This window comes from Pseudomonas sp. AIG (genome assembly GCF_977020205.1).
On record NZ_CDROCK010000023.1, the window covers coordinates 16922 to 42717 of the forward strand.

Here is a 25796-nt window from a genome sequence, read left to right on the forward strand (position 1 = left end):
TATGTCACACGCCTTACAAGGGAAAACAAAAGGGATCAGCCATGAAAAATGCCGAAACCCCGGCGGTAAAAGTGGTGCTCTATGGTGCCATGAGTAGCCTGGGCGGTGCGTTGATGGCTGAGTTGCTGCGTCGCCAGCACGAAGTCATCGCCATTCTCGACGACCTCACCGCGCTTGCGCCGCGTCCGGGCCTACGTACGAAAAGCGGTGATCTGTTCGATTCCGAGCGGGTCAATCAAAGTGTGGCAGGCAGTTCGGCGGTCATCTGTTTATTGGATGCGCCGGGATTGCCGTTCAGCAGTGATCACGTTGAACGCTCGGTGGTGCTCGGACCGGTTGAGCAGGTATTAGCCGTAGATGCTTTGGTCGATGGACTGCAAGCGGCGAATGTTTCGCGGCTGTTTTTGGTGGGAGAGTTCTCGGTGCTTGATGAGCCGGAACTGGACGATCGCCTGCAACGCCATGCGGCCGAGGAAATTCGTGAAGCGCTGCAAAGCAGCCCGTTGCAGTGGACGCTGGTCAATGCTCCGCACGGCGTGGCCGGGCTGACGATTGAGCATTTCAGTCAGGTCGGCGGCAATCTTGAGCCAGGATTGGCTGAGCCGCTGGAACGGCTGAATCGTGTGGCGGTGGGGATTGCCGATGAGCTGCGGCTGAATCTTCATGTGGGGCAGCACGTCAATTTCATCGCCGCCACCGACTCCATGTAGGACTTGGCGCAGTCTGCGATCTTTTGATCTTCAAACAGCAATCGAAGGCAGCGCCAGCCCATTCAGGGATTCGGCGCTGCTCGCCTGCTCCGCCATCAACCAATCGACAAACTGTTGAATCAACGCCCCGCGGCGTTTGCGCTGCGGCAATACCACGTAATACCCCAACCGCGACAGCGTGGTTTCAGCAATCGGCCGACACAACAAACCTTGGGTCAGCAAGTTATCCACAAGGTGGCGCCAGCCAATCGCCACGCCTTGCCCGCCAATCGCCGCTTGAATTAACAGCGTGTAATTGTCGAAACGCAACTGCCCCGGTGCTGGCGGCGTGCTGATGCCCAACTCGCGAAACAATCCGCTCCAGTCAAACCAGTTACTGCTGTTTTCGCCACGCAGATGCAACAACGGCAATTCCAGCAACGCGTGAGTCGGCAAGGGCAGCGCGCGGCCCTTGAGCAATTGCGGACTGCACACCGGAAACACTTCTTCACTGAACAACCAGTGACTTTCGCCCTGCTTGAAACGCCCGTCGCCGAACAGAATCGCGACATCGATATCAGTACGCAGCATGTTGTGGTTGCGTTCACTGGTCACCAGGCTGACGTCGACCTGCGGATTGGCTTCGTGAAAGCGGTGCAGACGTGGCATCAGCCAATACGCAGCGAAGGCAAAATCGGTGGCAACTTGCAGAACTTCATGTTGCTGCTGTGCGCTGATCGCGCTCAATCCTGCATCGATATTCTGCAAACCGAGGGTAACTTGCTCAAACAGTATCGCGCCGACTTCGGTCAGCTCGATCCCACGGTAAATGCGATCAAATAGCCGCGTGCCGAGCTGTTCTTCCAGCCGTTTGATCTGCTGGCTGATCGCTGGTTGCGTGGTGCCAAGCTCAACCGCCGCGGCGGTAAAGCTGCGCTGGCGGGCTGCCGCTTCGAACGCGCGCAACAGATCGAGCGACAGATCACCCAAGGCTTCATACATAAGCAGTGCTTATCCTAGTCATTGTCTGTGGCGGGCTTTACCGTTTACAGCATGGACTCCATGCTCGATCGCAGCAATGTCGCATAAATATTCACTATGGAATGCCGCGATCACATGAAGCGCAAGAATATTCTTTTCATCATGGCCGATCAGATGGCCGCGCCAATGTTGCCGTTCTACGGCCCGTCGCCGATCAAACTGCCGAATCTCTCCCGCCTCGCCGCCCAAGGCGTGGTGTTCGACGCCGCTTACTGCAACAGCCCGTTGTGCGCGCCGTCCCGTTTCACCCTGGTCAGTGGCCAGTTGCCGAGCAAGATCGGCGCCTACGACAATGCGGCCGACTTCCCCGCCGATGTTCCCACCTACGCTCACTATCTGCGCCGCCTCGGGTACCGCACTGCACTGTCGGGGAAAATGCATTTCTGCGGCCCGGACCAGTTGCACGGTTATGAAGAACGCCTGACCAGCGATATCTACCCGGCAGATTACGGTTGGGCCGTGAACTGGGATGAGCCGGATGTGCGCCCGACCTGGTATCACAATATGTCTTCGGTGCTGCAGGCCGGTCCGTGTGTGCGCACCAACCAGCTCGATTTCGATGAAGAGGTGGTGTTCAAGGCGCAGCAGTATCTGTTCGATCATATTCGCGAGGACGGCGACCAGCCGTTCTGCCTGACCGTGTCGATGACTCACCCACACGACCCGTACACCATTCCCAAGGCATTCTGGGATTTGTACGACGATGCTGATATCCCGCTTCCTACCACGCCGAATCAACATGAGCTCGATCCGCATTCCCAGCGCCTGCTCAAGGTTTACGACTTGTGGGATAAGCCGCTGCCTGTGGATAAGATTCGCGATGCACGTCGGGCGTACTTCGGGGCGTGCAGCTATATAGACGCCAACGTCGGCAAACTTCTGCAAACACTGGAAGAAACCGGGTTAATCGAAGACACAATCATCGTCTTCTCCGGCGACCACGGCGACATGCTCGGCGAGAAAGGCCTCTGGTACAAAATGCACTGGTACGAGATGGCAGCCCGTGTGCCCCTGTTGATAAGTGCGCCAGGCCAATTCGCTGCCGGGCGTGTCAGCGCTGCCGTGTCGACCGCCGACCTGCTACCGACATTTGTTGAACTGGCCGGCGGCACGCTGGAACCGGGCCTGCCGCTGGATGGCCGTTCATTGGTCTCGCACCTGCAAGGGCAGGGCGGCCATGACGAAGTGTTCGGCGAATACATGGCCGAAGGCACCGTCAGCCCATTGATGATGATCCGTCGCGGAGCCTATAAATTTATCTACAGTGAGAGCGACCCTTGCCTGCTCTTCGACGTAGACAACGATCCGCGCGAACGGGAAGAACTCAGCCAATCGCCGCAGCATCGCCCGCTTTTCGACGATTTTCTCGCCGAAGCGCGGGCCAAGTGGGACATTCCGGCGATTCACCAGGAGGTACTCGCCAGCCAGCGCCGCCGCCGTTTTGTCGCCGACGCGTTAACCCTCGGCAAGCTGAAGAGCTGGGATCACCAGCCGCTGGTGGACGCCAGTCAGCAGTACATGCGCAACCATATCGACCTCGATGATCTGGAACGCAAAGCACGTTATCCACAACCCTGCCAAAACCAATAATGTTAAGGGGAAGTCCATGCGTAAGTTATCCACAGTAGTGACGGTTGGCCTGCTCGCGCTGAGCAGCGCTTCAGCGTTCGCCGAGCAGAGCTGCGACACGGTGAAAATGGCCGACCCGGGCTGGAGCGACATTGCCGCGACCAACGCCATCACCGGGTTTCTGCTGGACGGCATGGGCTACAAGGCCAAGGTCGACACCCTTGCGGTGCCGATCACCTTTGGCGGATTGAAGGATGGTCAGGTGGATGTCTTTCTCGGCAACTGGATGCCGGCGCAGCAGGGCTTCTACGACAAGTTCGTCGCCACCGGCGATGTCACGCAACTGGCGAAGAATCTGGACGGCACCGAGTTCACCCTCGCCGTGCCGGACTACGTGTGGGATGCGGGTGTGCATAACTTTGCCGACCTGAACAAATACGCCGACAAGTTCGAGCACAAGATCTACGGCATCGGCTCGGGCGCACCGGCGAACATTTCGTTGCAGGAAATCATCAAGAAGAACGACTTCGACATGGGCCAGTGGAAGCTGATCGAATCCAGCGAACAGGCGATGCTGGCCGAGGTATCGCGGGCGGTGAAGAAACAGAAATTCGTCACCTTCCTTGGCTGGACTCCGCACCCGATGAACGTGCAGTTGAAAATGCATTACCTGAAGGGTGGCGAGAAGTACTTTGGCGACACCGGCAGCGTGTTTACGTTGACGCGCAAGGCCTACGCCGAGGCGTGTCCGAATGTGGGTAAATTGCTGACCAATCTTTCGTTCACCCAGGAGATGGAGAACAGCATCATGGCTGAGGTGGTGAACAAGAAGGTCACTAATGCCGAGGCGGCGAAGGCGTGGATCAAGGCCAATCCGGCGGTGCTGGATAAGTGGCTGGATGGGGTGAAGACCATCGATGGCAAGGATGCGTTGGTGGCGGTGAAGGCGAAGCTTTGATCGTGGGGTGGCTGGAATTGTGCCCGGCTTGAGATTGTTGCCCCCTCACCCCAGCCCTCTCCCCCAGAGGGGCGAGGGGGAAAGGGAGCCGATATCTGTTGGATTCAAAACTTGCGTTCAACTCTGAAATCGCAGGTCGGTGAATCTCTGACAAACACCGCGCTCGGTCCCCTCTCCCTCTGGTAGAGGGCTAGGGTGAAGGGCCTTTCCCCTGACACCCTGATAACCTTGAACAAAATCCCAACCGCGAGGATCCATGGCCTTCCCCAGCCGCCACTCTCTCTTGCCCTTCCTCACCTGGCTACCGCGGCAAACCCGCGCCAGCGTCGGACGGGATCTGATCGTTGGCCTCAGCGGCGCAATTCTCGCGTTACCCCAGTCGATTGCCTACGCGCTGATCGCCGGTCTCCCACCGGAATACGGCCTCTACGCGGCAATCATCCCGGTGCTGATCGCCTGCCTGTGGGGTTCATCGTGGCATTTGATCTGCGGCCCGACGGCGGCGATCTCGATCGTGCTGTACGCCAGCGTCAGTCCCTTGGCCGTGCCAGCCTCGCAGGACTACATCACGCTGATTCTGTTGCTGACGTTTCTAGCCGGGATTTTCCAGTGGCTGCTCGGTTTACTGCGGTTCGGCGCGCTGGTGAATTTCGTCTCGCATTCGGTGGTGCTGGGGTTCACCCTCGGTGCCGCAGTGGTGATCGCCATCGGCCAATTGCCGAACCTGCTGGGGCTGGAGTTGCCGGCCAAGGCTACGGCGCTGGCGAGTTTGATGGATCTGCTGCAACACCTCAGGGCTGTGGATAAACCTTCGTTAGTGCTCGGCGCCACCACGGTCGTGGTCGGCATCGTCCTGAAACAACTGCTACCGCGCTGGCCGACGCTGTTGATAACCCTCGCATTGGCCAGTCTGCTGGTGTGGTTGTGGCCGGGCATGTTCGGCCACGTGCATCTGGTCAGCGCGTTTGTCGGGCGGTTGCCGCCGTTCAGCGGATTACCGCTGGATCTGGACTTGATCCTGCGATTGCTGCCGAGCGCCGTGGCGGTGGGCATGCTTGGACTGGTCACCAGTCTGTCGATTGCCCGCTCGATTTCGGCACGCTCGCAGCAATTACTCGATGCCAATCAGGAAGTCCGTGCGCAGGGCTTGTCGAATATCGTCGGGGCGTTCTTTTCCGGGTCGTTGTCGGCCGGATCGTTTACCCGTTCCGGTTTGAGTTACGAGGCGGGCGCCTGCTCGCCGCTGGCCGGGATTTTTTCGGCGATATGGGTGGCATTGTTTGCGATTTTCGGCGCGGGGCTGATTGCGCACATTCCGATTCCGGCGATGGCGGGCAGCATTCTTTTGATTGCCTGGGGCCTGGTCGATCATCGCGGCATTCGTGCGTTACTGCGGGTCAGCCGTGCCGAGTTCGTGGTGATGGCGCTGACTTGCCTCGCGACGTTGCTGCTGGAATTGCAGACGGCCATTTATGCCGGTGTGCTGGCCTCGCTGTTTTTCTACCTCAAGCGCACCTCGCAACCGCGCGTGCAGCATTGGCGCGACGGTGAGGACGATGTATTGCGCGTCGGCGGCTCAATCTTTTTCGGTGCCAGCCATTACCTGCAAGTGCGCCTGCAGCGCCTGCATGGCGCACGGGTGGTGATCGAGGCGCAGCAGATCAACTTCATCGACTATTCCGGGGTGGAGATGCTGCATCAGGAGGCGCGGCGTTTGCTGAGCCAGAATCGCAGCCTGACGTTGCGCCGGGCGCGGCCGCAGGTGGTGGAGGAGTTGCGGAAGCTGGAAGGGCCGGAGAAATGCCCGATCCGGTTTGAGGATTGATCAAAGACCGGCGGTGCGGCCATTCGCGAGCAAGCTCGCTCCCACATTTGATCGCATTCCACTGTGGGAACGAGCTTGCTCGCGAAGCTTTTAAAGGGCCAGTTGTCGACGCAGCTCTGTGAGCACGGGCGCCGTGTCTGGGCGCACACCGCGCCACAAAAAGAACGCCTCGGCGGCCTGCTCGGCGAGCATCCCCAAGCCATCCATCGCCACCGCCGCGCCATGCTCACTGGCCCAACGGCAGAACGCCGTCGGTTCCTTGCCATACATCATGTCGTAGCACAGGGTTTTGCCCGGTTCGATCAGGCTCGGCGCAATCGGCGGCACATCGCCGGTGAGGCTCGCCGACGTGGCGTTGATGATCACGTCCACCGGCTCGCGCAACCAGTCAAAACCACTGGCCGACACTGGCCCCAGGTCGCAGAACAACTCTGCCAGCAACTCAGCCTTGTCCACTGTGCGATTGGCGATGATCACCGACGCCGGTTGCTCCGCCAGCAACGGCTCCAGCGCACCGCGCACCGCGCCACCGGCGCCCAGCAGCAGGATGCGTTTGCCGCTCAGGCTGAACCCGGCGTTCACCGTCAGATCGCGCACCAGTCCGGCGCCGTCGGTGTTGTCGCCCAACAGCGAGCCATCGGCCAGTTTGCTCAAGGTGTTCACCGCGCCGGCCCGTTGGGCGCGGGCGGTCAGGCTGTTGGCCAAACGGTAAGCGTCTTCCTTGAACGGCACGGTGACGTTGGCGCCACGCCCGTCCCGGAAAAACGCCGTGGCGCAGCCGGCGAAATCATCGAGCGGCGCCAGCAAGGTGCTGTAGTCGAGGTGCTGCCCAGTCTGCTCGGCGAACAGTTTGTGAATCATCGGCGATTTGCTGTGGCCGATCGGGTTACCGAAAACGACGTAACGATCCATCAGAAATCCTCAGGCTTCGCCTAACCAGTCGCGGTCTTGCAGGAAGTATTCGGTCAGGCGTGCTTCTTCGCTGCCAGGCTCGGCCTTCCAGTCGTAGCCCCAGCGCACTTGCGGCGGCAACGACATCAGGATCGACTCGGTACGCCCGCCCGATTGCAGACCGAACAAGGTGCCACGGTCGTAGACCAGATTGAACTCGACGTAACGGCCACGACGGAACTCCTGGAATTCACGCTGCTGAGCCGTGAAGGCATCGTTTTTGCGGCGCTGCACGATCGGCAGATAAGCGTCGATGAAAGCATCACCAATGGCGCGCATGAAGGCGAAGCTGGTGTCGAAGTCCCACTCGTTCAGGTCATCGAAGAACAGACCGCCGATACCGCGGGGTTCGTGGCGATGCTTGATGTGGAAATAGGTGTCACACCAGGCTTTGTAGCGCGGGTAGACATCCGGCCCGAACGGCGCGCAAGCCTGTTCGGCAACGCGGTGCCAATGAACGCAGTCTTCTTCGTTGCCGTAATACGGCGTCAGGTCGAAGCCGCCGCCGAACCACCAGACAGGCTCTTCACCCTCTTTTTCGGCGATGAAAAAGCGCACGTTGGCGTGAGATGTCGGCACGTGCGGGTTGTGCGGGTGGATCACCAGTGACACGCCGAGGGCTTCAAAACCGCGCCCGGCCAGTTCCGGGCGATGGGCGCTGGCCGATGGCGGCAGACCGCTGCCAAAGACGTGGGAGAAGTTGACGCCACCCTTTTCGATCACCGTACCGTTCTCGATCACGCGGGTGCGACCACCACCGCCGGCGGGCCGGGTCCAGGCGTCTTCGACGAAGCGCGTGCCGCCGTCTTCGGTTTCGAGAGCCGCGCAGATGCGGTCTTGCAGGTCGAGCAGATAGGCCTTTACGGCGTCGGTGCGGGTCGTCATGGCTTCACCTTGAATCGGGCGGCGCCCCGCAGGCGGGCGACGCAAATGGGCGCGTAGCATACCACCGCAGACTGGCGCGCCGCAGTTGACGAAGATCAAGCATGGGAGTTGGATAGGGGGCTTACAAAAGACCCAAGGAGAGCAGGCAGATGGCAAAGCGTATCCAGTTCCGCGCCCACGGCGGTCCCGAAGTACTCGAATATGTTGACTACCAACCCGCTGCGCCCGGCCCGAATCAGGTGCGCGTGGCCAACAAGGCCATTGGCTTGAACTTCATCGACACCTATTTCCGCAGCGGCCTGTATGCGCCGCCAGCCTTGCCGTCCGGCCTGGGAGCTGAAGGTGCGGGCATCGTCGATGCCGTGGGCAGCGACGTCACCCGGTTCAAGGTCGGCGATCGCGTCGCCTATGGCAGCGGCCCATTGGGTGCTTACAGCGAACTGCATGTGCTGCCTCAGGACAATCTGGTGCACCTGCCCGACGAAATCAGTTTCGAAACCGCTGCCGGGGTCATGCTCAAAGGCCTGACCGTGCAGTATCTGCTGCGCCAGACCTATGAACTCAAGGGTGGCGAAACCATTCTGTTCCACGCGGCGGCCGGCGGTGTCGGTTCACTGGCCTGCCAATGGGCCAAAGCGTTAGGCGTGAAGCTGATTGGCACCGTCAGTTCCAAAGAAAAAGCCGAACTGGCCAAGGCCAATGGCGCGTGGGCGACGATCGATTACAGCCACGAAAACGTTGCCCAGCGCGTGCTGGAATTGACCGACGGCAAGAAAGTCCCGGTGGTCTATGACGGTGTCGGCAAGGACACCTGGCTGACGTCCCTCGACAGCGTGTCGCCGCGCGGCCTGGTCGTGAGCTTCGGTAATGCCTCTGGTGCAGTGGACGGCGTGAATCTGGGGATTCTCTCCGCCAAGGGTTCGCTGTACGTGACCCGACCGACGCTGGCGACTTATGCCAACAACGCCGAAAACCTGCAGCGGATGGCCGATGAATTGTTCGAGATGATCATCAGCGGCAAGCTGAAGGTGGACATCAGCCAGCGTTATTCACTGGCTGATGCGGCGAAGGCGCAAACCGAACTGTCGGCGCGACGCACCACCGGCTCCACCGTTCTGCTGCCCTGATACCGTCCGGCGTCCTGCCAGTCAGGGTTTCACAACCATGGCTGGCAGGACGATTCGGCTGTGTTCAGAACCTCGGTGGATGACTCGCCAATGGTTTTTGCGGCCAATGCCCGACCCTCGTGTGATCAGGCTGTTGAACCGCTGCGAGGATTTGCCGCCACTCGGCTGACAACACCCAGTAATCACCGCGTGCGCGATGTTCAATCTGCAAGGGATTGGAGGCGACCGGCATCAGCCCGAATCGCTGGTACAGGCGCAACTGCGATGCCCTGCACAACGCAGTGACACCTTGATAGCCCTGGTTTATGGCCCACTCGGCAGCGGCCGCCAGCAGACTGTTGACGGCGATGGGCTGTTGGCTGGGCGCCTGCGAGATCAAGCGACTGAGCTCGACATGCCGTGACAACGCCACCGTGGGCGAAACATGCTGCTGCGCCAGCGATGCCCACTCGAACGGCGCCGGAGTGGCCCTCAATACCGCCAGCAACTGTTCGTGCCGATACAGCAGAAAGTGAGTACTGCGCGACCTTGTCGCCAGTCGGGTTTCGAGCATCCGCGCCCTCGACGTCAGCATGTAGTGCTGCAGCCGAAGCCGAAATTGCCGATCGATAAACCGATCGAACACTTGGGTATCCGACCCCGCTTCAAGCCTCACGATACGGCAACCCTCCTGATGACTGTTTAACGTCACCTGAAGCGTCTGCAGGTAATCCGTGAGTTGCAAATCCGTAGTGTCCATTCTTTCTCCGCAGACCTTAACTTATCGAAGTGTTCCGAGTGCAGGGAAAGGATGGTTGCTTTTGGCGATACCGCCATGAAACGCGGTCTGATAATCAGGTGGGAAAATTCAGCTAATCCAAGCAGTTGAGGATTTCTCCGACGCAACAACAAGCATCATTGCAGGATAAATCGCAGGCACGCGTAGTACTCCTCGCCGACAAGGCGAGGAGTACTCACGTTACAAATGTTCGAGGCCGGTTCAGTCGGGACGAATGACTTTTCCAGTGGCCAGATCACGGATCACGCTGGGGTTCTTGCGCCCACCCAGTTGCCCGCCCAGTATCAAATCGATCTGCCCCCGGAAATATTGCTCAACGCGCAATCGGGTGCGCGCCGCCGGGCGACCCTGCGGGTTGGCCGAGGTCGAAATCAACGGCCCGACCATCGAGCACAGATCGCGCACTTGCGGATGATCACTGACCCGCAGCGCCACGGTGTCGTGCACACCGGTGACCCATTCCGGCAACAAGCCCTGATGCGGCACCAGCCAGGTGTTCGGCCCCGGCCAGGTGCTGGCCATGCGGTCGATCCACTCTTGCGGGAAGTCTTCGAACAGGAAGTCGAACTGGCGAATGTTGTCGGCAACCAGAATCAGTCCTTTGACCACCGAGCGATTCTTGATCGCCAGCAATCGATCCACCGCCTCTTCATTCCACGGGTCGCAACCCAGGCCCCAGACAGCTTCGGTTGGATAGGCAATCACCGCCCCGGCGCGAATCTCTCGTGCGGCTTGTTGCACACGCCAACTGTTGACCATGAAAAAACTCTCCGCAATCAGGTTTCGCGCAGTTTACCGATCTTCCTTGTAAAACCTAGCTCGTCCTGGCCAACCAGCGACCGTTTTCGCACACCGCACGGCCATCCATTTCCAGTTCGGTCAGGGCCGCCAGCACTTTCGGTAATGCCCAGCCGCTGCTGTCGGCCAAGCCTTCGCTGGTGTGCGGCGCCGCGTGGAGCAGAATGAGCAGTGGATGATCGACTTTCGCAGTGTCCGTGGACAACGGCAAATGCTGCCAGCCGCGCAGGGCTTCGAGGATGTGTTCGATGGTTTCCACCAGCACCGCGCCGTCGCGAATCAACTGGTGACAACCGCGCGCACCGGGGTGATGGATCGAACCGGGAATCGCGTAAACCTCGCGCCCCTGTTCCGCTGCCAGCCGTGCGGTGATCAATGAACCGCTAGCGACACTGGCCTCGACCACCAGCACGCCGAGGGACAATCCGCTAATGATCCGGTTACGTCGCGGGAAGTTGCTCGCGGTCGGCCCGGCGTCCAGCGGGAACTCCGAAAGCACTGCGCTGCCCGAGGCAATCATCGCGTCGGCCAAGCGTCGATTGCGCTGTGGATAAAAATTTTCCAGCCCGGTGCCGAGTACGCCGACGGTCAACCCGCCAACATCCAGCGCGGCCTGATGCGCAGCAGCATCGATGCCCAGCGCCAAACCGCTGGTGATGACAAAACCGGCCCCGGCCAGGCTGCGGGAAAACGCCGCTGCCGTGTCCATTCCCGGACGCGACGCGCGGCGGCTGCCGACCATCGCCAACTGCGGTTTTTCCAGAATCAGCGGATCACCGGCCACGAACAACATTGGCGGCGGGTCGGGAATCTGCGCCAGCAACGCGGGGTAATCGGCTTGGTCCCACATCAGCAAATGCTGATCCGGCCGCTCTAGCCAGCGCATTGCGTGGCTGGCGCCATCGCGCACGTCTGGACAACGGCGCGCTTCGGCACTCGCCGCTGGCAAGCCCAACGAGCGCCAGGCACTGGCCGGCGCGCTGATGGCTTTCGACGCCGAGCCAAAGGCTTCTAGCAATTTTGTAAACCGCTTCGGGCCGACATCCGGCAAGCGGTGCAGGCGCAGGCGCGCTTCCAGTTCCGCCGGGGAAACCGGCGTGGAGGCAGACATCATCATGGATCATCCTTGATCGTTATAAGCCCCGAACCATTCGGAACAAGCTGTGGATAACTCTGTTGGTAACTTGTGAAGCAAGCTTACGGATTTCGTACCTTGTCGAGCACCGCCAGCGAGCGCGATGCGTTGAGAACGAGGCCGTAGCTGAGTTTGTCGTAGGTGCGAAACACCATCAGCAACCCGGCGCGTTCGTCGGGAATTTTCAGCGGCTGCCCGGTGATGCGGTCACGCACGGTTTCGCCGGTTTTCATCACCACCAGTACGTTGCCCTCAGCCAGACCGTCGCGCTTGCCTTTGTTCAGGGTAACCACGTCCATCACACCAATCTGGGTGACGCCGCGCGGTACATCGATGATCACGCCGTTGATGTTGGTCGTTGGCGCGCTGGGCATGAAGGTCGAATTGATCGAACGCTCTTCGCCACTGAACAAGCGGTCGCCGAGGCGCACTTCCTGAGTGGTGCGTTGCAGGGCGAGGGTGGCAACGTCGCCTTCGGTGGCAACAATTTCACCGCCGCCGATGTCGTCGGCGTTGATCCCCAGAAACTCCTTGGTCTGTGGGTCGGTGTAGACCTTGCCCTGACGGAAAATCCCGTAAACCGGCTGATCCGGATCGAAATGGCCGCGCGCGAAGATCCGGTCACCGGTGCCGCTGAGCACGCGCTCGGCATCGCCGGCGACGATATACGGTGCCTTGTCGAAATCCTCGACCTTGTCGACGATGCGGTTACTCAGCAGAAAGCTATTGATGGATTTCAGCGGAATGCTCGGTATCGCCTCGGCCACCGGACTGGTGCGGATCCGTGGCGAGAGTTTGATGGTGCCGCGCGAATCGCCACGATTGAGCATCAATTGTGGCTGGCCGTTGACGTAGCTGAGCGTCAGCGTGTCGCCGGGATAGATCAGGTTGGGGTTTTCGATTTGCGGATTGGCCCGCCACAGTTGTGGCCACTGCCAGGGCTCGCGCAGGTATTTGCCGGAAATGTCCCAGAGTGTGTCCCCCGAAACCACCGTGTATTGCTGTGGAAAACCATCCCTGAGTTGCACTTGCCCTTGTGCCACGCCGGCCGAAGCCAACAGCAGCAGGGCGAGTAGTGTTTTCCTCATGCAGTGAATCCCTTTATCATGTGCATTCGCGTGAACCGTCAGAGCCCCCGTGGCTCGCTTGTGCAAAATGCACAAGCTACGCTTCACAACGGTAGCCTGCATCTTCGGACCTGCCAGGCCATCGCCCGACTTTACTCAACGTGTGCAGCAATCAAAGCCTATGGCCATTTTAGACATCCTCGAATTCCCGGACCCGCGTCTGCGCACTATCGCCAAACCAGTGGCTGTAGTGGACGACGAAGTGCGTCAGTTGGTCGATGACATGTTTGAAACAATGTATGAAGCGCCGGGCATCGGCCTTGCCGCGACCCAGGTCAACGTGCACAAACGTATCGTCGTGATGGACCTTTCCGAAGACCGCACCGAACCCCGGGTGTTCATCAACCCCGAGTTCGAATCGCTGACCGAGGAAATGGAGCAATACCAGGAAGGCTGCCTCTCGGTACCGGGTTTCTACGAAAACGTCGATCGCCCGCAGAAGGTCAGGATCAAGGCGCTGGACCGCGACGGCAAGCCCTATGAGCTGATCGCCGAAGGCCTGCTCGCGGTGTGCATCCAGCACGAATGCGACCACCTCAACGGCAAATTGTTCGTCGATTACCTGTCCACGCTCAAACGCGACCGGATCAAGAAGAAACTGGAAAAGCAGCACCGCCAGAACGCTTGATGCCCCTCCTTCAAAGGCTTGCTGCGGCAAGCCTTTTTCTTTTTATGAGACGCCTTTCATGACTGAGCCACTGCGCATCGTTTTTGCCGGCACCCCGGAATTCGCCGCCGAACACCTCAAGGCCCTGCTGAACAGCCCTTACGAGATCGTTGCGGTCTACACCCAACCGGATCGTCCGGCCGGTCGCGGGCAAAAACTGATGCCGAGCCCGGTCAAACAGCTGGCCGTGGAAAACAATATCCAGGTGTTGCAGCCGCCGACGTTGCGTAACGCCGACGCCCAGGCGGAGCTGGCTGCGCTGAAACCGGATTTGCTGGTAGTGGTCGCCTACGGCCTGATCCTGCCGCAAGTGGTGCTGGATATCCCGCGTCTGGGCTGCATCAACAGTCACGCCTCGTTGCTGCCACGCTGGCGCGGTGCGGCGCCGATCCAGCGTGCCGTGGAACACGGTGATGCGGAAAGCGGCGTGACCGTGATGCGCATGGAAGCCGGTCTCGACACCGGGCCGATGCTGCTCAAGGTCGTCACCCCGATCAGCGCTGAAGACACGGGCGGCAGCCTGCACGATCGCCTCGCCGAAATGGGCCCGCCCGCCGTGGTGCAAGCGATTGCCGGTCTGGCCGCTGGCACCCTGGAAGGCGAAGTGCAGAACGACGAACTCGCCACCTACGCGCACAAGCTGAACAAAGACGAAGCACGCATCGACTGGAACCGCCCGGCAGTTGAACTGGAGCGTCTGGTACGCGCCTTCAACCCATGGCCAATCACCCACAGCACCCTCAACGGTGAAGCACTGAAAGTGCTGGCGGCGACACTCGCCGACGGCAACGGCGCACCGGGTGAAATCCTCAGCGCCAGCAAGGACGGCCTGGTCGTCGCCTGCGGCGAACAAGCCCTGTGCCTGACCCGCCTGCAATTGCCCGGCGGCAAGGCGCTGAACTTCAGCGACCTGTTCAACAGCCGCCGCGAGAAGTTCGCGGTCGGCACAGTGCTCGGTGCAGCGGTGGGCGCACAATGAATCCGCGTCTGGCCGCCGCCAAGGCACTCGCCGCCGTGCTCAGCGGCAAAGCCTCGCTGAACAGCTCCCTGCCGACACAACTGGACAAGGTCGAGGATCGCGATCGCGGTTTTACTCAGGATCTGGCCTTCGGCACCGCACGCTGGCAGCCGCGTCTTTCGGCGCTGGCGGAGAAACTTCTGCAGAAACCCTTCAAGGCTGCCGACGCCGATGTCGAAGCGCTGCTGCTGGTCGGTCTCTACCAATTGCTCTACACCCGCGTACCGGCCCACGCCGCCATCGGCGAAACCGTCGGTTGCGCCGACAAGCTGAAAAAGCCTTGGGCCAAGGGCCTGCTCAACGCCGTGCTGCGCAACGCCCAGCGCGAAAGCCAGACGATTTTCGCCGAGCTGGAACGTGATCCAGTGGTGCGCACCGCTCACCCGCGCTGGCTGCAAAAATCCCTGAAAGCCTTCTGGCCGGAACAGTGGGAAGCGATTTGCGAAGCGAACAATGCGCATCCGCCGATGATTCTGCGGGTCAATCGCCGCCATCACAGCCGCGACGCTTACCTTGGTTTGCTGACTGAGGCCGGGATTGCTGCGACGCCATGTGTGTACAGCCGCGACGGCATCATTCTCGAAGCCGCTGCTGACGTGCGCAGCCTGCCAGGTTTTGCCGAAGGCTGGATCAGCGTCCAGGATGAAGCGGCGCAGTTGGCCGCCGACCTGCTCGATCTGGCGCCGGGGCAACGCGTGCTCGACGCCTGCTGCGCGCCCGGCGGCAAGACCTGCCACATTCTCGAAGCCGAACCGGCGCTGGCCGGCGTGGTGGCGGTGGATCTGGAAGCCAAACGTCTGGTGCGCGTCAAGGAAAACCTTGAGCGCCTCGGCTTGAACGCTGAGCTGATCGCCGCCGACGGTCGCGATACCGAAAAATGGTGGGACGGCAAACCGTTCCAGCGCATCCTGCTCGACGCGCCGTGTTCGGCCACTGGTGTCATTCGTCGCCACCCGGACATCAAGCTGACCCGTCAGCCGGACGACATCGTCGCCCTCGCGCAATTGCAAGGCGAGTTGCTCGACGCCATGTGGAAGACCCTCGAAGTCGGCGGCATTCTGCTGTACGCCACCTGCTCGACGCTGCCGACCGAGAACACCGAAGTCATCGCCGCGTTCCTTGAGCGTACTCCCGGCGCCCGCGAACTGGATCTGGCCACGTCGGCCGGGATCAAACAGCCCCATGGTCGCCAATTGCTGGCCCAGCAAGGTGGGCATGACGGGTTCTACTACGCCAAGCTGATCAAGATCGCTGCCGCGCGCGGCTAAACGGATTCAATGGAGTGACTGGATGAAAATCATCATCCTCGGTGCGGGACAGGTCGGCGGCTCGCTGGCCGAGCATTTGGCCAGCGAGGCCAACGACATCACCGTGGTCGACACCGACGGCGAACGCCTGCGCGACCTCGGCGACCGTCTCGACATCCGTACCATTCAGGGCCGTGGCTCGCTGCCGTCGGTGCTGCGTCAGGCCGGTGCCGACGACGCTGACATGCTGGTGGCGGTGACCAACAGCGACGAGACCAACATGGTTGCCTGTCAGGTTGCCCACACGTTGTTCCACACCCCGACCAAGATCGCCCGGGTGCGCGAAGCGTCCTACCTCCATCGCGAAGAACAGCTGTTTCAGAACGAAGCGATTCCGGTCGACGTGCTGATCAGCCCCGAGCAAGTGGTGACCAACTACATCAAGCGCCTGATTCAGCATCCCGGCGCCTTGCAGGTGATCGATTTCGCCGAAGGCGCGGCGCAACTGGTGGCGGTGCGTGCCTATTACGGCGGGCCGCTGGTGGGTCAGCAACTGCGACAGTTGCGCGAACATATGCCGAATGTCGAAACCCGCGTCGCGGCGATTTTCCGTCGTGACCGGCCGATCCTGCCGCAAGGTGACACGGTGATCGAGGCCGACGACGAAGTCTTCTTCATCGCCGCCCGTGAGAATATTCGCGCGGTGATGAGTGAAATGCGCCGCCTCGACGAAACCTACAAACGCATCGTCATTGCCGGTGGCGGGCAGATCGGTGAGCGTCTGGCGGAGGCCATCGAAAGCCGCTATCAGGTGAAGATCATCGAGATGAACCCGGCGCGCTGCCGTTATCTCTCCGACACCCTCGACAGCACCGTGGTGTTGCAGGGCAGTGCGTCAGATCGTGATCTGCTGCTGGAAGAGAACATCGCCGACGCCGATATCTTCCTCGCCCTGACCAACGACGACGAAGCCAACATCATGTCGTCGCTGCTGGCCAAACGGCTGGGGGCGAAGAAGGTCATGACGATCATCAATAACCCGGCGTATGTCGACCTGATTCAGGGCGGCGACATCGACATCGCCATCAGCCCGCAACTGGCGACCATCGGCACCTTGCTGGCCCACGTGCGCCGTGGCGATATCGTCAGCGTGCACTCCTTGCGGCGCGGCGCGGCGGAGGCGATCGAAGCGATTGCCCACGGTGATGCGAAGTCGAGCAAGGTCATCGGCAAACCGATCGAGAAGATCGGCCTGCCGCCGGGCACCACCATCGGCGCGGTGATCCGCAACGAACAGGTGATCATCGCCCACGACGACACCGTGATCGAAGCGGGCGACCATGTGATTCTGTTCCTTGTGGATAAAAAGCATATTCGCGATGTGGAGAAGCTGTTCCATGTGGGGTTGAGCTTCTTCTGAGGTTGATCGTTCCCACGCTCCGCGTGGGAATGCAGCCCGGGACGCTCTGCGTCCCAAGAGCGGACGCAGAGCGTCCATTGAGACATTCCCACGCGGAGCGTGGGAACGATCACTGAAGCGAGGGTGCACAAATGCTTGAATCCCTGGAAAAAATGCTCGCCAAGGGTGTGGATAACTCCCTGCTGCGCTTCGGCCTCGGCAAGGGTTATCTGGATCTGGGTGAAAACGCCAAGGCCGCCGAGCATTTCCAGCGCTGTGTCGGTTTCGATCCTAAGTATTCAGCAGCCTGGAAACTGTTGGGCAAGGCGCAACTGGCGCTGGGCGATATCGCCGCCGCACGTCAGGCATGGGAGCAAGGTCTGGAAGCGGCCCGCGCCCATGGCGACAAGCAGGCCGAGAAGGAAATGACGGTGTTTGTGAAGAAGCTCGATCGTCAGGCCCAATGAATCAAAGGTAACGAAGACCGATACCGTCGGCATCCACCGTGACCACTTCCATCCGCACACGCGGTGCGCCTGTGGGTAAACCCTGCACCTGACCGTAAACCACTGCGCCCTTGGGCAAAGAAGCCAAAACCGGATGCTGCACAAACACCCCGGTCGGCGACAAGTTGCGCGTCTGTCCGAGACATTCGCCAAAGCTGTCGTGGGTGATCTTGATGCGGAAGGATTTGCGGTGTTCGGACATCTTGTTGCGCCCTTTGATGAACGGTTGTGGATAACCTCGCCAGTGAGGTTATCCACAGATCATGCCAATCAGCTCAATACCAGCGCTCTTCGCCCGGCGGACGTTTCTTGAAGCGCTTCATGCTCCACATGTACTGGCTTGGATACGCGGCGACGTAGCGTTCGACGACTTTGCTCATCGCCGCGCAGGATTCGGCGGTATCGGTGCTATACATGGCTTCCGGCGCGGCTTCGAGGATGACTTTGTAGCCGGAACCGTCGGGCAGGCGCAGCGCATGCAGGAATACGCCGACGGCTTTGCCACCGGCCAACATGTTCGGCACGAATTTACTGGTCAGCGCTTGAGTCGCGAAGAACGGCACAAAGATCCCGGCGGATTCGGCCGGTTCGGGGTCAGCGGGGATGCCCACTGCACCACCTTTGCGCACTTCCTTGATGACGCTGAGGATGCCTTCCTTGGTCGACGCTGCAACCTTGTTGCCCAGTTGCACACGCTGTTTGCGCAGCAATTCGTCCACAGCCTTGAGCTTCGGCGGGCGGTAGAAAATGATCGGTTTGCACTGGCTGCAATAGAAGTGGTTGAGCACTTCCCAGTTACCCAGGTGACTGGTGATGCCGACCACGCCTTTGCCCGAGGCCAAGGCGTCTTTCAGCACGTCGAGGCCTTCGACTTCACGCACCAGGTCGATCGAACGCTGCGCCGGCCAGATCCACGCGCAGGCGCTTTCGGTCAGCGACTTGCCGATATCTTTCAAACTCTGGCCAACCAAGCGCTCGCGCTCGGCCGGGTCCATCTGTGGAAAACATTTGGCGAGGTTGATCCGCACCACGTCGCGGGAGCGGTTGGGGGTTTTCCACATGATCCAGCCGATCGCCGAACCCACGGCCTGCACGGCCCGCCATGGCAGCAGGGCAAACAGCCGCAGAGCGCCTACCAGCAAGGCGCCTTTAAACTTTTCCACAGGTCACTCCTGATCTTGTGCGGTGCGCGAGGCGGCCATTCTAACCGCCGTTGACGAGCTGCGCGTAGCGGTCGCAATCCTGAGTGTGATCCATGACCATGCCCGAGGCCTGCATCAGCGCGTAGCAAATGGTCGGGCCGACGAACGTGAACCCGGCCTTTTTCAAGGCTTTGCTCATCGCCAGTGCTTCGGGGGTGATCGCCGGGACTTCGCTGCGATCCTTGAAATGATTGATGATCGGTTGGTCGCCAACGAACGACCAGAGGAACGCCACCGGGTCCTCCAGCGCCAGCCAGGCCTGGGCATTACGACGGGCGGCGTTGAGTTTGAGGCGATTGCGGATGATCCCCGGATCGAGCATCAATTCGTCGATTTCGGCGTCGCTCATCTGCGCCACGCGCTGCACATCGAAGCCGAACAGCACCTCGCGATAACGCTCGCGTTTACGCAGTACGGTGATCCACGACAGCCCGGCCTGGAACCCTTCGAGCAAAAGCAACTCGAACAAACCCTGCGCATCGCGTAGCGGCGTGCCCCACTCCTGGTCGTGATAAGCCATGTACAGCGGATCTTCGGTACACCAAAAGCAGCGTGGCATAAGGCTCCAGGGGGCGTGCGCAGCAATGAATCGGGTATACTCCCGCTCTTTAAATCGCAGCCCAAGAAACAGGTGAATTTCGTGAGCCAGCCTACGCCAGCCGTGCGTACCTTCCAAGACTTGATCCTCGCGCTCCAGCAATACTGGGCCGAGCAAGGTTGTGTGGTACTTCAGCCCTACGATATGGAAGTAGGCGCCGGCACTTTCCACACCGCGACCTTCCTGCGCGCCATCGGCCCGGAAACCTGGAACGCCGCTTACGTGCAGCCAAGCCGCCGTCCGACTGACGGCCGTTACGGCGAAAACCCGAACCGTCTGCAGCACTACTATCAGTTCCAGGTCGTTCTGAAGCCGAACCCGGACAACTTCCAGGAACTCTACCTGGGCTCGCTCAAGCATGTCGGCCTGGACCCGCTGGTCCACGACATTCGCTTCGTCGAAGACAACTGGGAATCGCCGACCCTCGGCGCCTGGGGTCTGGGCTGGGAAGTCTGGCTGAACGGTATGGAAGTGACCCAGTTCACTTACTTCCAGCAGGCTGGCGGCATCGAATGCTACCCGGTAACCGGCGAGATCACTTACGGTCTCGAGCGTCTGGCCATGTACCTGCAAGGCGTGGATTCGGTCTACGACCTGGTCTGGGCTGACGGCCCGATGGGCAAAGTCACCTACGGCGACGTGTTCCACCAGAACGAAGTGGAGCAGTCCACCTACAACTTCGAACACGCCAACGTCGACAAACTGTTCGAGCTGTTCGACTTCTATGAAGGCGAAGCCAAGCGCCTGATCGAACTCGACCAGCCGCTGCCGTTGCCGAGCTATGAAATGGTCCTGAAGGCGTCGCACACCTTCAACCTGCTGGATGCGCGCCGGGCGATCTCGGTGACCGCGCGTCAGCAATACATTCTGCGCGTACGCACCCTGGCGCGTTCCGTTGCGCAAGCCTACCTGCTGGCACGCGCCAAGCTGGGCTTCCCGATGGCGACCCCGGACCTGCGTGACGAAGTACTGGCCAAGCTGGAGGCAGCACAATGAGTGCGCAAGATTTTCTGGTTGAACTGGGCACCGAAGAACTGCCACCCAAAGCCCTCAACACTTTGGCTGAGGCGTTCCTCGCCGGTATCGACAAGGGCCTGCAAGCCGCTGGCCTGAGCTACGAAACCAAAACCGTCTACGCCGCGCCGCGTCGTCTGGCTGTGCTGATCACCGCGCTGGCCACCCAGCAGCCGGATCGCAGCATCAATCTCGACGGCCCGCCACGTCAGGCGGCGTTCGACGCTGAAGGCAACCCGACTCAGGCAGCACTGGGCTTCGCCAAGAAGTGCGGCGTTGATCTGAGCGAAATCGATCAGAGCGGCCCGAAACTGCGTTACAGCCAGAGCATCGCCGGCAAGCCGACCGCGAGCCTGCTGCCGACCATCGTCGAAGATTCGCTGAACGACCTGCCGATCCCGAAACGCATGCGTTGGGGTGCGCGCAAGGAAGAGTTCGTGCGTCCGACCCAATGGCTGGTGATGCTGCTCGGTGACCAGGTCATCGACTGCACCATCCTCGCGCAGAAGGCTGGCCGTGATTCCCGTGGTCACCGCTTCCATCACCCGGAAAGCGTGCGCATCGGTTCGCCGTCGAGCTACCTCGCCGACCTGCGTGCTGCTTATGTATTGGCCGATGCCAACGAGCGTCGCGAGATCATCAGCAAGCGCACCGAAGAGCTGGCCACCCGTCAGGAAGGCACGGCAATCGTTCCGCCGGCACTGCTCGACGAAGTGACCGCGCTGGTTGAATGGCCGGTGCCGCTGGTGTGCTCGTTCGAGGAGCGTTTCCTCGACGTGCCGCAGGAAGCACTGATCACCACCATGCAGGACAACCAGAAGTACTTCTGCCTGCTGGATGCCGACGGCAAGTTGCTGCCACGCTTCATCACTGTGGCCAACATCGAAAGCAAAGACCCGCAGCAGATCATCGCCGGTAACGAGAAAGTGGTTCGCCCACGTCTGACCGACGCCGAGTTTTTCTTCAAGCAAGACAAGAAGCAGAAGCTCGAAGCCTTCAACGATCGCCTGAAGAACGTGGTGTTCCAGGAAAAACTCGGCAGCGTCTACGACAAGGCCGAACGCGTATCGAAACTGGCTGCGTACATCGCCGCGCGCATCGGCGGCAACGCTTCGTGGGCTGCCCGTGCTGGTCTGCTGTCGAAGTGCGACCTGGCCACCGAAATGGTCGGCGAGTTCCCGGAGATGCAAGGTGTCGCCGGTTACTACTACGCCCTCAATGACGGCGAGCCGGAAGACGTCGCGCTGGCACTGAACGAGCAGTACATGCCACGCGGTGCCGGTGCAGAATTGCCAGCCACCCTGACCGGTGCGGCCGTCGCCATCGCTGACAAGCTCGACACCCTGGTCGGTATCTTCGGTATCGGCATGCTGCCAACCGGCAGCAAAGACCCGTATGCCCTGCGCCGTGCAGCTCTCGGCGTGTTGCGCATCCTGATCGAGAAGAAACTCGATCTTGACCTGAACGACGCCGTGGCTTTCGCCGTGGCCGCATTCGGTGTCAAGGTCAAGGCTGCCGGCCTCAACGAGTCCGTGCTGGAGTTCATCTTCGACCGTCTGCGTGCACGTTACGAAGACGAAGGCGTCGAAGTCGCCACTTACCTGTCGGTACGTGCCCTGAAGCCGGGTTCGGCGCTGGACTTCGATCAGCGTGTGCAAGCGGTTCAGGCCTTCCGCAAACTGCCGGAAGCGGCTGCGCTGGCGGCGGTGAACAAGCGTGTATCGAACCTGTTGAGCAAACTCGAAGGTGCGGTACCGACCGAAGTTCAAGCCAAATACTTCGACAACGCCAATGAGTTCTCGCTGTACTCGGCGATCCAGCAAGCGGATCAAGCGGTGCAGCCGATGGCTGCGGCGCGTCAGTACAACGAATCGCTGGCACGCCTGGCGGCATTGCGTGAGCCGGTCGATGCGTTCTTCGACGCGGTGATGGTCAATGCCGACGACGCCAATGTGCGGGCCAACCGATACGCGCTGCTGGCGCGTCTGCGTGGCCTGTTCCTCGGCGTTGCCGACATTTCGCTGCTGGGTTGAGGGATTGCTGTTGAAACTGCTGATTCTCGATCGGGACGGAGTGATCAATTACGACTCCGACGCTTACATCAAGTCAGTGGCGGAGTGGATTCCGTTGCCCGGCTCGATCGCAGCGATTGCGCAGTTGAGCAAGGCCGGCTGGACGGTGGCGGTGGCCACCAACCAGTCGGGCATTGCTCGCGGCTACTACGACCTCGCCACCCTCGATGCCATGCACGCGCGCCTGCGCGAGCTGGTCGCGGAGCAGGGCGGTGAAGTCGGGCTGATCGTGTATTGCCCGCATGGGCCGGACGAAGGCTGCGATTGCCGCAAGCCGAAACCGGGGATGTTGAAAACCATCGCGGCGCATTACAACGTCACGCTGGCGAATGTCTGGTTCGTCGGCGACAGCCTTGGTGACCTGGAGGCCGCCAAAGCCGTCGATTCACAGCCAGTTTTGGTAAAGACCGGAAAAGGCGCAAAGACTCAGGGCAAAACCCTGCCGGTTGGCACTCTGATTTTTGACGATCTGGCGGCGATTGCCGCAGAACTTATCCACAACTAGAGTACTTCTGAAGTTCCTGACCAGGGATTGATCGGGAGTGCGCTTGAACACTCGGGCATTGCCCCGTAACGGTAAACGTCACTATGTCGATACTGCGGGCCATCAGGATTTTTCTCTTTTACCTGCTGCTGGGCACCACCTCTCTGCTGTGGTGCAGCTTGAGTTTTTTCATCGCGCCGTTTTTGCCGTTCAAGGCGCGTTATCGTTTTATCAACGTGTACTGGTGCCGTTGCGCCTTGTGGTTGACCAAGGTGTTTCTCGGTATCCATTACGAAATCAAAGGCGCGGAAAACGTGCCTGACCGGCCCTGCGTGATTCAATCGAACCATCAGAGCACTTGGGAGACATTCTTTCTCTCCGCTTATTTCTCGCCGTTGAGCCAAGTGCTCAAACGCGAATTGCTGTACGTGCCGTTCTTCGGCTGGGCCATGGCCATGCTGCGGCCAATCGCGATTGACCGCGACAACCCGAAAGCGGCACTGAAACAAGTCGCGGCCAAGGGTGATGAGCTGCTCAAGGACAACGTTTGGGTGCTGATCTTCCCCGAAGGCACGCGCGTTCCTTTCGGCACAGTCGGCAAGTTCTCCCGCAGTGGCAGCGCTTTGGCGGTGAATGCGGCGCTTCCGGTGCTGCCGATTGCACACAATGCCGGCAAGTTCTGGCCGAAAATCGGCTGGGGCAAGAAGTCCGGCGTGATCACTGTGGTCATCGGCGAACCGATGTACGCCGAAGGCACAGGCCCGCGCGCCATCGCCGAGTTGAACGACCGGGTGCAAGCCTGGAACGAGAAGACTCAACGCGAAATGGGTTCGCTGCCACCGACTCCGCAGGCACCGGCTGCAAATGATCAGATCGCTGTCTGATATTTTGTGGATAACCTGTGTACGGTTTCTTTGAAAAGGCTTGAATATTTGGATTAAGTAATTGATTTACTTATATATTTCTCAAGCTCATAAAAGATCGCAAAAGGTGCATAAGTTTTTTTCGGATGTAAAAAACCGGCTGATATAGCCGGTTTTTTTGTGCCGGTTATTCGACGATCAGCGGCAGTTCAAGGATGAAGTTCGTGCCTTGGTCAACCACGCTGTGACACTCGATTCGCCCGCCGTGATGATCGACCACAGCCTTGACCATCGACAGCCCCAGCCCTACGCCATCAATGCCTTTGGCCGATGAGAAGCGCCGATATTGGCTGAACAGTTCCGGCAATTCCTCGGCGTCGATGCCTTTACCCTGATCCGCCAGTTCACACCGCAACCATTGTTCATCGCAACTGATGCGCAACTGAACAGTGGTGCCGTCCGGGCTGTATTTGATCGCGTTCTCCAGCAGATTGAACAACGCCCGGGTCAGCAGTCCCTGATCGGCCATCACCAACCGCTCCTGGCATGGCTCGTCCATGTCGTGAAGCAACTCGATGCGTTTTTGCTGGGCGATGGGTAGTGCCTGATCAATGACGTCCAGTACCAGCATCGCAAACAGGCTCGGTTGAAAGTGATACGCCTCGGATTCCGCTCGCGCCAACAACACGAACCCGTCGGTCAAGGCCAATGCGCGGCGCACCTGCCGTTCGATTTGCTCGAACAACGGCGAATCGGTTCCGGCCTCATGCCGATGCACATCGAGCAACGCGAGAATGGCCGAGTGCGGAGCGCGCAAATCGTGAGACAGAAAACGCAACAACACACTGCGTTGTTCCTCAGCGGCGCGTTCGGCGCTCAGGTCGGTAAGACTCAGCAGCCAGCCGATGGGCGTGTCACCGTCCACCGGCAACAGCGCGGCGCGCTCCAGACGCAGGCTGCGCTCCTTGTGATCGCGGAACTCAAGCAGGGGCAGGGCGGACAACAGCGGACGCGGCGCTGTGGATAACTCCGGATAGCCGAGCCGCGCCAGTTGATCAAGGATGTCATCGCCCACCAGATTACTGTCGAAGAGTTGCCGAGCTTTGCGATTGCCGAGCAGGATCTGCCCCTTCGGATCACTGATCAGCGTCGCCACCGGCAAATATTCCAGCCCGTCGGCGATGAACCGTCGGGTATCGCGAGTGCGGCTCATGGCTTGTTCGAGCGCCATGATCTGGCCCTGCAACCTATCGCCCCCGGTGAACGGGGTGCGGCGGCGTTCGGGGAAGACTTTCGGCTCACTGTCCAGGCGGGCAAGCTCCCAGCCGAAGTAAGTCAGCACTCCGCTGAGACGCCGCCAGTTCCAGATCAGATAACCGAAGAGCATGCCCAGCGCGGCTGGCGTCGGCGACCACCAGCGCCGGGTTTCCGCCAGTCCGGCGCTGGCGAGCAGCACGCACGCCATGCCGCTCAGCGTTATCCACAGTGCCCAGCGCGGACGCCAGAGCAAAAGGCCGAGCACGCACGCCACCAGCCCAACCGAGAGCAATGCGCTCAGAACTGGCGAGACGTCGCGCAGATTGACCTGGGCGCGATAAGACAACAGCGCAGTCAGCGGCAACAGCACTAGACTTATCCACACCCACTCGCGCACTAACTGGCGAAACAGGCGTTGCACCTGGCTCGGTTCACGGCTTTCGTGCCGGCGCCGGTTATTCATGGAAACGCGCCGTGGGGAAATGGGCAGGGAGGCTGGAATGGTTTCATGGGCCACAGGTCAGAGACGTAGACCGAAGAATCATAGCGGACGTCGATCACTGACGAGCCCCTTACTTTCACGGCA

General features: G+C 60.3%; 25 protein-coding genes. 14 read left to right on the top strand and 11 right to left on the bottom strand.

Translation table 11 applies throughout. The features are described 5' to 3' along the window. The first annotated feature begins 41 nt into the window (after window positions 1–41). Window positions 42–710 carry an NAD(P)-dependent oxidoreductase gene (locus tag ACWR1S_RS14720; RefSeq protein WP_454564011.1) on the top strand — a complete coding sequence of 223 codons (669 nt, stop codon included), beginning with the start codon at window positions 42–44 and terminating at the stop codon, window positions 708–710. A gap of 30 nt (window positions 711–740) precedes the next feature. On the opposite strand, the gene ACWR1S_RS14725 is transcribed toward ACWR1S_RS14720, so the two are convergent. Then, window positions 741–1691: a choline sulfate utilization transcriptional regulator gene (locus ACWR1S_RS14725; RefSeq protein WP_454564012.1), complete on the bottom strand. Its 951-nt coding sequence runs from the start codon at window positions 1689–1691 to the stop codon at window positions 741–743. A 114-nt stretch (window positions 1692–1805) separates the two neighbouring features. Here ACWR1S_RS14725 and betC point away from each other — a divergent pair, with 114 nt between their 5' ends. From betC to ACWR1S_RS14740, 3 genes are all read left to right on the top strand, one after another. Then, entirely contained in the window at window positions 1806–3320 is a 1515-nt protein-coding gene (gene betC / locus ACWR1S_RS14730) for a choline-sulfatase (protein ID WP_454564013.1), read from the top strand. 16 nt (window positions 3321–3336) lie between these two features. After that, window positions 3337–4257: a choline ABC transporter substrate-binding protein gene (gene choX, locus ACWR1S_RS14735; RefSeq protein ID WP_454564014.1), complete on the top strand. Its 921-nt coding sequence runs from the start codon at window positions 3337–3339 to the stop codon at window positions 4255–4257. A 256-nt stretch (window positions 4258–4513) separates the two neighbouring features. Continuing rightward, window positions 4514–6082, top strand: coding sequence for a SulP family inorganic anion transporter (locus ACWR1S_RS14740; RefSeq protein ID WP_454564015.1), 1569 nt, complete (start codon window positions 4514–4516; stop codon window positions 6080–6082). 90 nt (window positions 6083–6172) lie between these two features. Here the strand turns inward: ACWR1S_RS14740 and aroE are convergent, their stop codons facing one another. Beyond that, window positions 6173–6994, bottom strand: coding sequence for a shikimate dehydrogenase (gene aroE / locus ACWR1S_RS14745; RefSeq protein ID WP_454564016.1), 822 nt, complete (start codon window positions 6992–6994; stop codon window positions 6173–6175). A 9-nt stretch (window positions 6995–7003) separates the two neighbouring features. Continuing rightward, the gene (hemF, locus tag ACWR1S_RS14750) at window positions 7004–7918 is read right to left on the bottom strand and encodes an oxygen-dependent coproporphyrinogen oxidase (RefSeq protein WP_454564017.1); all 915 of its coding nucleotides are present in this window, start codon (window positions 7916–7918) and stop codon (window positions 7004–7006) included. A 149-nt stretch (window positions 7919–8067) separates the two neighbouring features. On the opposite strand from hemF, the gene ACWR1S_RS14755 reads away from it, so the two are divergent. Further along, complete coding sequence (locus ACWR1S_RS14755; RefSeq protein ID WP_116028625.1) at window positions 8068–9045, top strand: NADPH:quinone reductase; 978 nt, start codon at window positions 8068–8070, stop codon at window positions 9043–9045. 64 nt (window positions 9046–9109) lie between these two features. Here ACWR1S_RS14755 and ACWR1S_RS14760 read toward each other — a convergent pair whose 3' ends face one another. From ACWR1S_RS14760 to ACWR1S_RS14775, 4 genes are all read right to left on the bottom strand, one after another. Further along, the gene (locus ACWR1S_RS14760; RefSeq protein ID WP_454564018.1) at window positions 9110–9784 is read right to left on the bottom strand and encodes a hypothetical protein; all 675 of its coding nucleotides are present in this window, start codon (window positions 9782–9784) and stop codon (window positions 9110–9112) included. 240 nt (window positions 9785–10024) lie between these two features. Then, window positions 10025–10582, bottom strand: coding sequence for an L-threonylcarbamoyladenylate synthase (locus tag ACWR1S_RS14765; protein ID WP_038359601.1), 558 nt, complete (start codon window positions 10580–10582; stop codon window positions 10025–10027). A gap of 55 nt (window positions 10583–10637) precedes the next feature. After that, window positions 10638–11738, bottom strand: coding sequence for a DNA-processing protein DprA (gene dprA / locus ACWR1S_RS14770; RefSeq protein ID WP_454564019.1), 1101 nt, complete (start codon window positions 11736–11738; stop codon window positions 10638–10640). Between the two features lie 80 nt (window positions 11739–11818). Continuing rightward, window positions 11819–12844, bottom strand: a complete 1026-nt coding sequence (locus ACWR1S_RS14775) for a LysM peptidoglycan-binding domain-containing protein (RefSeq protein ID WP_454564020.1) — start codon at window positions 12842–12844, stop codon at window positions 11819–11821. Window positions 12845–13004: 160 nt separating this feature from the next. Here ACWR1S_RS14775 and def point away from each other — a divergent pair, with 160 nt between their 5' ends. The 5 genes from def to ACWR1S_RS14800 all read left to right on the top strand — a co-directional run bounded on the left by def (window position 13005) and on the right by ACWR1S_RS14800 (window position 17681). Then, window positions 13005–13511: a peptide deformylase gene (gene def, locus ACWR1S_RS14780; RefSeq protein ID WP_454564021.1), complete on the top strand. Its 507-nt coding sequence runs from the start codon at window positions 13005–13007 to the stop codon at window positions 13509–13511. Between the two features lie 58 nt (window positions 13512–13569). Then, window positions 13570–14529 carry a methionyl-tRNA formyltransferase gene (gene fmt, locus ACWR1S_RS14785; RefSeq protein ID WP_454564022.1) on the top strand — a complete coding sequence of 320 codons (960 nt, stop codon included), beginning with the start codon at window positions 13570–13572 and terminating at the stop codon, window positions 14527–14529. Further along, the gene (rsmB, locus tag ACWR1S_RS14790; protein ID WP_077575170.1) at window positions 14526–15836 is read left to right on the top strand and encodes a 16S rRNA (cytosine(967)-C(5))-methyltransferase RsmB; all 1311 of its coding nucleotides are present in this window, start codon (window positions 14526–14528) and stop codon (window positions 15834–15836) included. The genes fmt and rsmB overlap by 4 nt, the downstream gene beginning before the upstream one ends. Window positions 15837–15858: 22 nt before the next feature. Next, a complete protein-coding gene (gene trkA / locus ACWR1S_RS14795; protein ID WP_454564023.1) occupies window positions 15859–17235 on the top strand; it encodes a Trk system potassium transporter TrkA in 1377 nt (458 codons plus the stop codon). 131 nt (window positions 17236–17366) lie between these two features. Further along, window positions 17367–17681, top strand: a complete 315-nt coding sequence (locus tag ACWR1S_RS14800; RefSeq protein WP_454564024.1) for a tetratricopeptide repeat protein — start codon at window positions 17367–17369, stop codon at window positions 17679–17681. Window position 17682: 1 nt separating this feature from the next. Here the strand turns inward: ACWR1S_RS14800 and ACWR1S_RS14805 are convergent, their stop codons facing one another. The 3 genes from ACWR1S_RS14805 to ACWR1S_RS14815 all read right to left on the bottom strand — a co-directional run bounded on the left by ACWR1S_RS14805 (window position 17683) and on the right by ACWR1S_RS14815 (window position 19481). Beyond that, window positions 17683–17922, bottom strand: a complete 240-nt coding sequence (locus ACWR1S_RS14805; RefSeq protein ID WP_007911864.1) for a PilZ domain-containing protein — start codon at window positions 17920–17922, stop codon at window positions 17683–17685. A 73-nt stretch (window positions 17923–17995) separates the two neighbouring features. Then, on the bottom strand, window positions 17996–18883 hold the full coding sequence (locus ACWR1S_RS14810) for a lysophospholipid acyltransferase (protein WP_008084359.1): 888 nt from the start codon (window positions 18881–18883) through the stop codon (window positions 17996–17998). A gap of 40 nt (window positions 18884–18923) precedes the next feature. After that, window positions 18924–19481, bottom strand: coding sequence for a DNA-3-methyladenine glycosylase I (locus ACWR1S_RS14815; protein WP_141126041.1), 558 nt, complete (start codon window positions 19479–19481; stop codon window positions 18924–18926). A gap of 81 nt (window positions 19482–19562) precedes the next feature. Here ACWR1S_RS14815 and glyQ point away from each other — a divergent pair, with 81 nt between their 5' ends. The 4 genes from glyQ (at window position 19563) to ACWR1S_RS14835 (ending at window position 23974) form a co-directional block, all read left to right on the top strand. Next, entirely contained in the window at window positions 19563–20516 is a 954-nt protein-coding gene (glyQ, locus tag ACWR1S_RS14820) for a glycine--tRNA ligase subunit alpha (protein WP_034152298.1), read from the top strand. Beyond that, window positions 20513–22567, top strand: coding sequence for a glycine--tRNA ligase subunit beta (gene glyS, locus ACWR1S_RS14825; RefSeq protein ID WP_454564025.1), 2055 nt, complete (start codon window positions 20513–20515; stop codon window positions 22565–22567). The genes glyQ and glyS overlap by 4 nt, the downstream gene beginning before the upstream one ends. Window positions 22568–22571: 4 nt before the next feature. Beyond that, window positions 22572–23111, top strand: coding sequence for a D-glycero-beta-D-manno-heptose 1,7-bisphosphate 7-phosphatase (gmhB, locus tag ACWR1S_RS14830; protein ID WP_454564026.1), 540 nt, complete (start codon window positions 22572–22574; stop codon window positions 23109–23111). Between the two features lie 83 nt (window positions 23112–23194). Further along, entirely contained in the window at window positions 23195–23974 is a 780-nt protein-coding gene (locus ACWR1S_RS14835) for a lysophospholipid acyltransferase family protein (protein ID WP_454564027.1), read from the top strand. Window positions 23975–24140: 166 nt separating this feature from the next. Here ACWR1S_RS14835 and ACWR1S_RS14840 read toward each other — a convergent pair whose 3' ends face one another. Continuing rightward, the gene (locus ACWR1S_RS14840; protein WP_454564028.1) at window positions 24141–25673 is read right to left on the bottom strand and encodes an ATP-binding protein; all 1533 of its coding nucleotides are present in this window, start codon (window positions 25671–25673) and stop codon (window positions 24141–24143) included. Window positions 25674–25796 lie beyond the last annotated feature (123 nt).

What these genes read in the sequence shown, in the direction of transcription:
- ACWR1S_RS14720 (WP_454564011.1), top strand. Translation starts at nt 42, where the DNA reads ATGAAAAATGCCGAAACCCCGGCGGTAAAAGTGGTGCTCTATGGTGCC.
- ACWR1S_RS14725 (WP_454564012.1), bottom strand. Translation starts at nt 1,691, where the DNA reads ATGTATGAAGCCTTGGGTGATCTGTCGCTCGATCTGTTGCGCGCGTTC.
- betC (WP_454564013.1), top strand. Translation starts at nt 1,806, where the DNA reads ATGAAGCGCAAGAATATTCTTTTCATCATGGCCGATCAGATGGCCGCG.
- choX (WP_454564014.1), top strand. Translation starts at nt 3,337, where the DNA reads ATGCGTAAGTTATCCACAGTAGTGACGGTTGGCCTGCTCGCGCTGAGC.
- ACWR1S_RS14740 (WP_454564015.1), top strand. Translation starts at nt 4,514, where the DNA reads ATGGCCTTCCCCAGCCGCCACTCTCTCTTGCCCTTCCTCACCTGGCTA.
- aroE (WP_454564016.1), bottom strand. Translation starts at nt 6,994, where the DNA reads ATGGATCGTTACGTCGTTTTCGGTAACCCGATCGGCCACAGCAAATCG.
- hemF (WP_454564017.1), bottom strand. Translation starts at nt 7,918, where the DNA reads ATGACGACCCGCACCGACGCCGTAAAGGCCTATCTGCTCGACCTGCAA.
- ACWR1S_RS14755 (WP_116028625.1), top strand. Translation starts at nt 8,068, where the DNA reads ATGGCAAAGCGTATCCAGTTCCGCGCCCACGGCGGTCCCGAAGTACTC.
- ACWR1S_RS14760 (WP_454564018.1), bottom strand. Translation starts at nt 9,784, where the DNA reads ATGGACACTACGGATTTGCAACTCACGGATTACCTGCAGACGCTTCAG.
- ACWR1S_RS14765 (WP_038359601.1), bottom strand. Translation starts at nt 10,582, where the DNA reads ATGGTCAACAGTTGGCGTGTGCAACAAGCCGCACGAGAGATTCGCGCC.
- dprA (WP_454564019.1), bottom strand. Translation starts at nt 11,738, where the DNA reads ATGATGATGTCTGCCTCCACGCCGGTTTCCCCGGCGGAACTGGAAGCG.
- ACWR1S_RS14775 (WP_454564020.1), bottom strand. Translation starts at nt 12,844, where the DNA reads ATGAGGAAAACACTACTCGCCCTGCTGCTGTTGGCTTCGGCCGGCGTG.
- def (WP_454564021.1), top strand. Translation starts at nt 13,005, where the DNA reads ATGGCCATTTTAGACATCCTCGAATTCCCGGACCCGCGTCTGCGCACT.
- fmt (WP_454564022.1), top strand. Translation starts at nt 13,570, where the DNA reads ATGACTGAGCCACTGCGCATCGTTTTTGCCGGCACCCCGGAATTCGCC.
- rsmB (WP_077575170.1), top strand. Translation starts at nt 14,526, where the DNA reads ATGAATCCGCGTCTGGCCGCCGCCAAGGCACTCGCCGCCGTGCTCAGC.
- trkA (WP_454564023.1), top strand. Translation starts at nt 15,859, where the DNA reads ATGAAAATCATCATCCTCGGTGCGGGACAGGTCGGCGGCTCGCTGGCC.
- ACWR1S_RS14800 (WP_454564024.1), top strand. Translation starts at nt 17,367, where the DNA reads ATGCTTGAATCCCTGGAAAAAATGCTCGCCAAGGGTGTGGATAACTCC.
- ACWR1S_RS14805 (WP_007911864.1), bottom strand. Translation starts at nt 17,922, where the DNA reads ATGTCCGAACACCGCAAATCCTTCCGCATCAAGATCACCCACGACAGC.
- ACWR1S_RS14815 (WP_141126041.1), bottom strand. Translation starts at nt 19,481, where the DNA reads ATGCCACGCTGCTTTTGGTGTACCGAAGATCCGCTGTACATGGCTTAT.
- glyS (WP_454564025.1), top strand. Translation starts at nt 20,513, where the DNA reads ATGAGTGCGCAAGATTTTCTGGTTGAACTGGGCACCGAAGAACTGCCA.
- ACWR1S_RS14835 (WP_454564027.1), top strand. Translation starts at nt 23,195, where the DNA reads ATGTCGATACTGCGGGCCATCAGGATTTTTCTCTTTTACCTGCTGCTG.
- ACWR1S_RS14840 (WP_454564028.1), bottom strand. Translation starts at nt 25,673, where the DNA reads ATGAATAACCGGCGCCGGCACGAAAGCCGTGAACCGAGCCAGGTGCAA.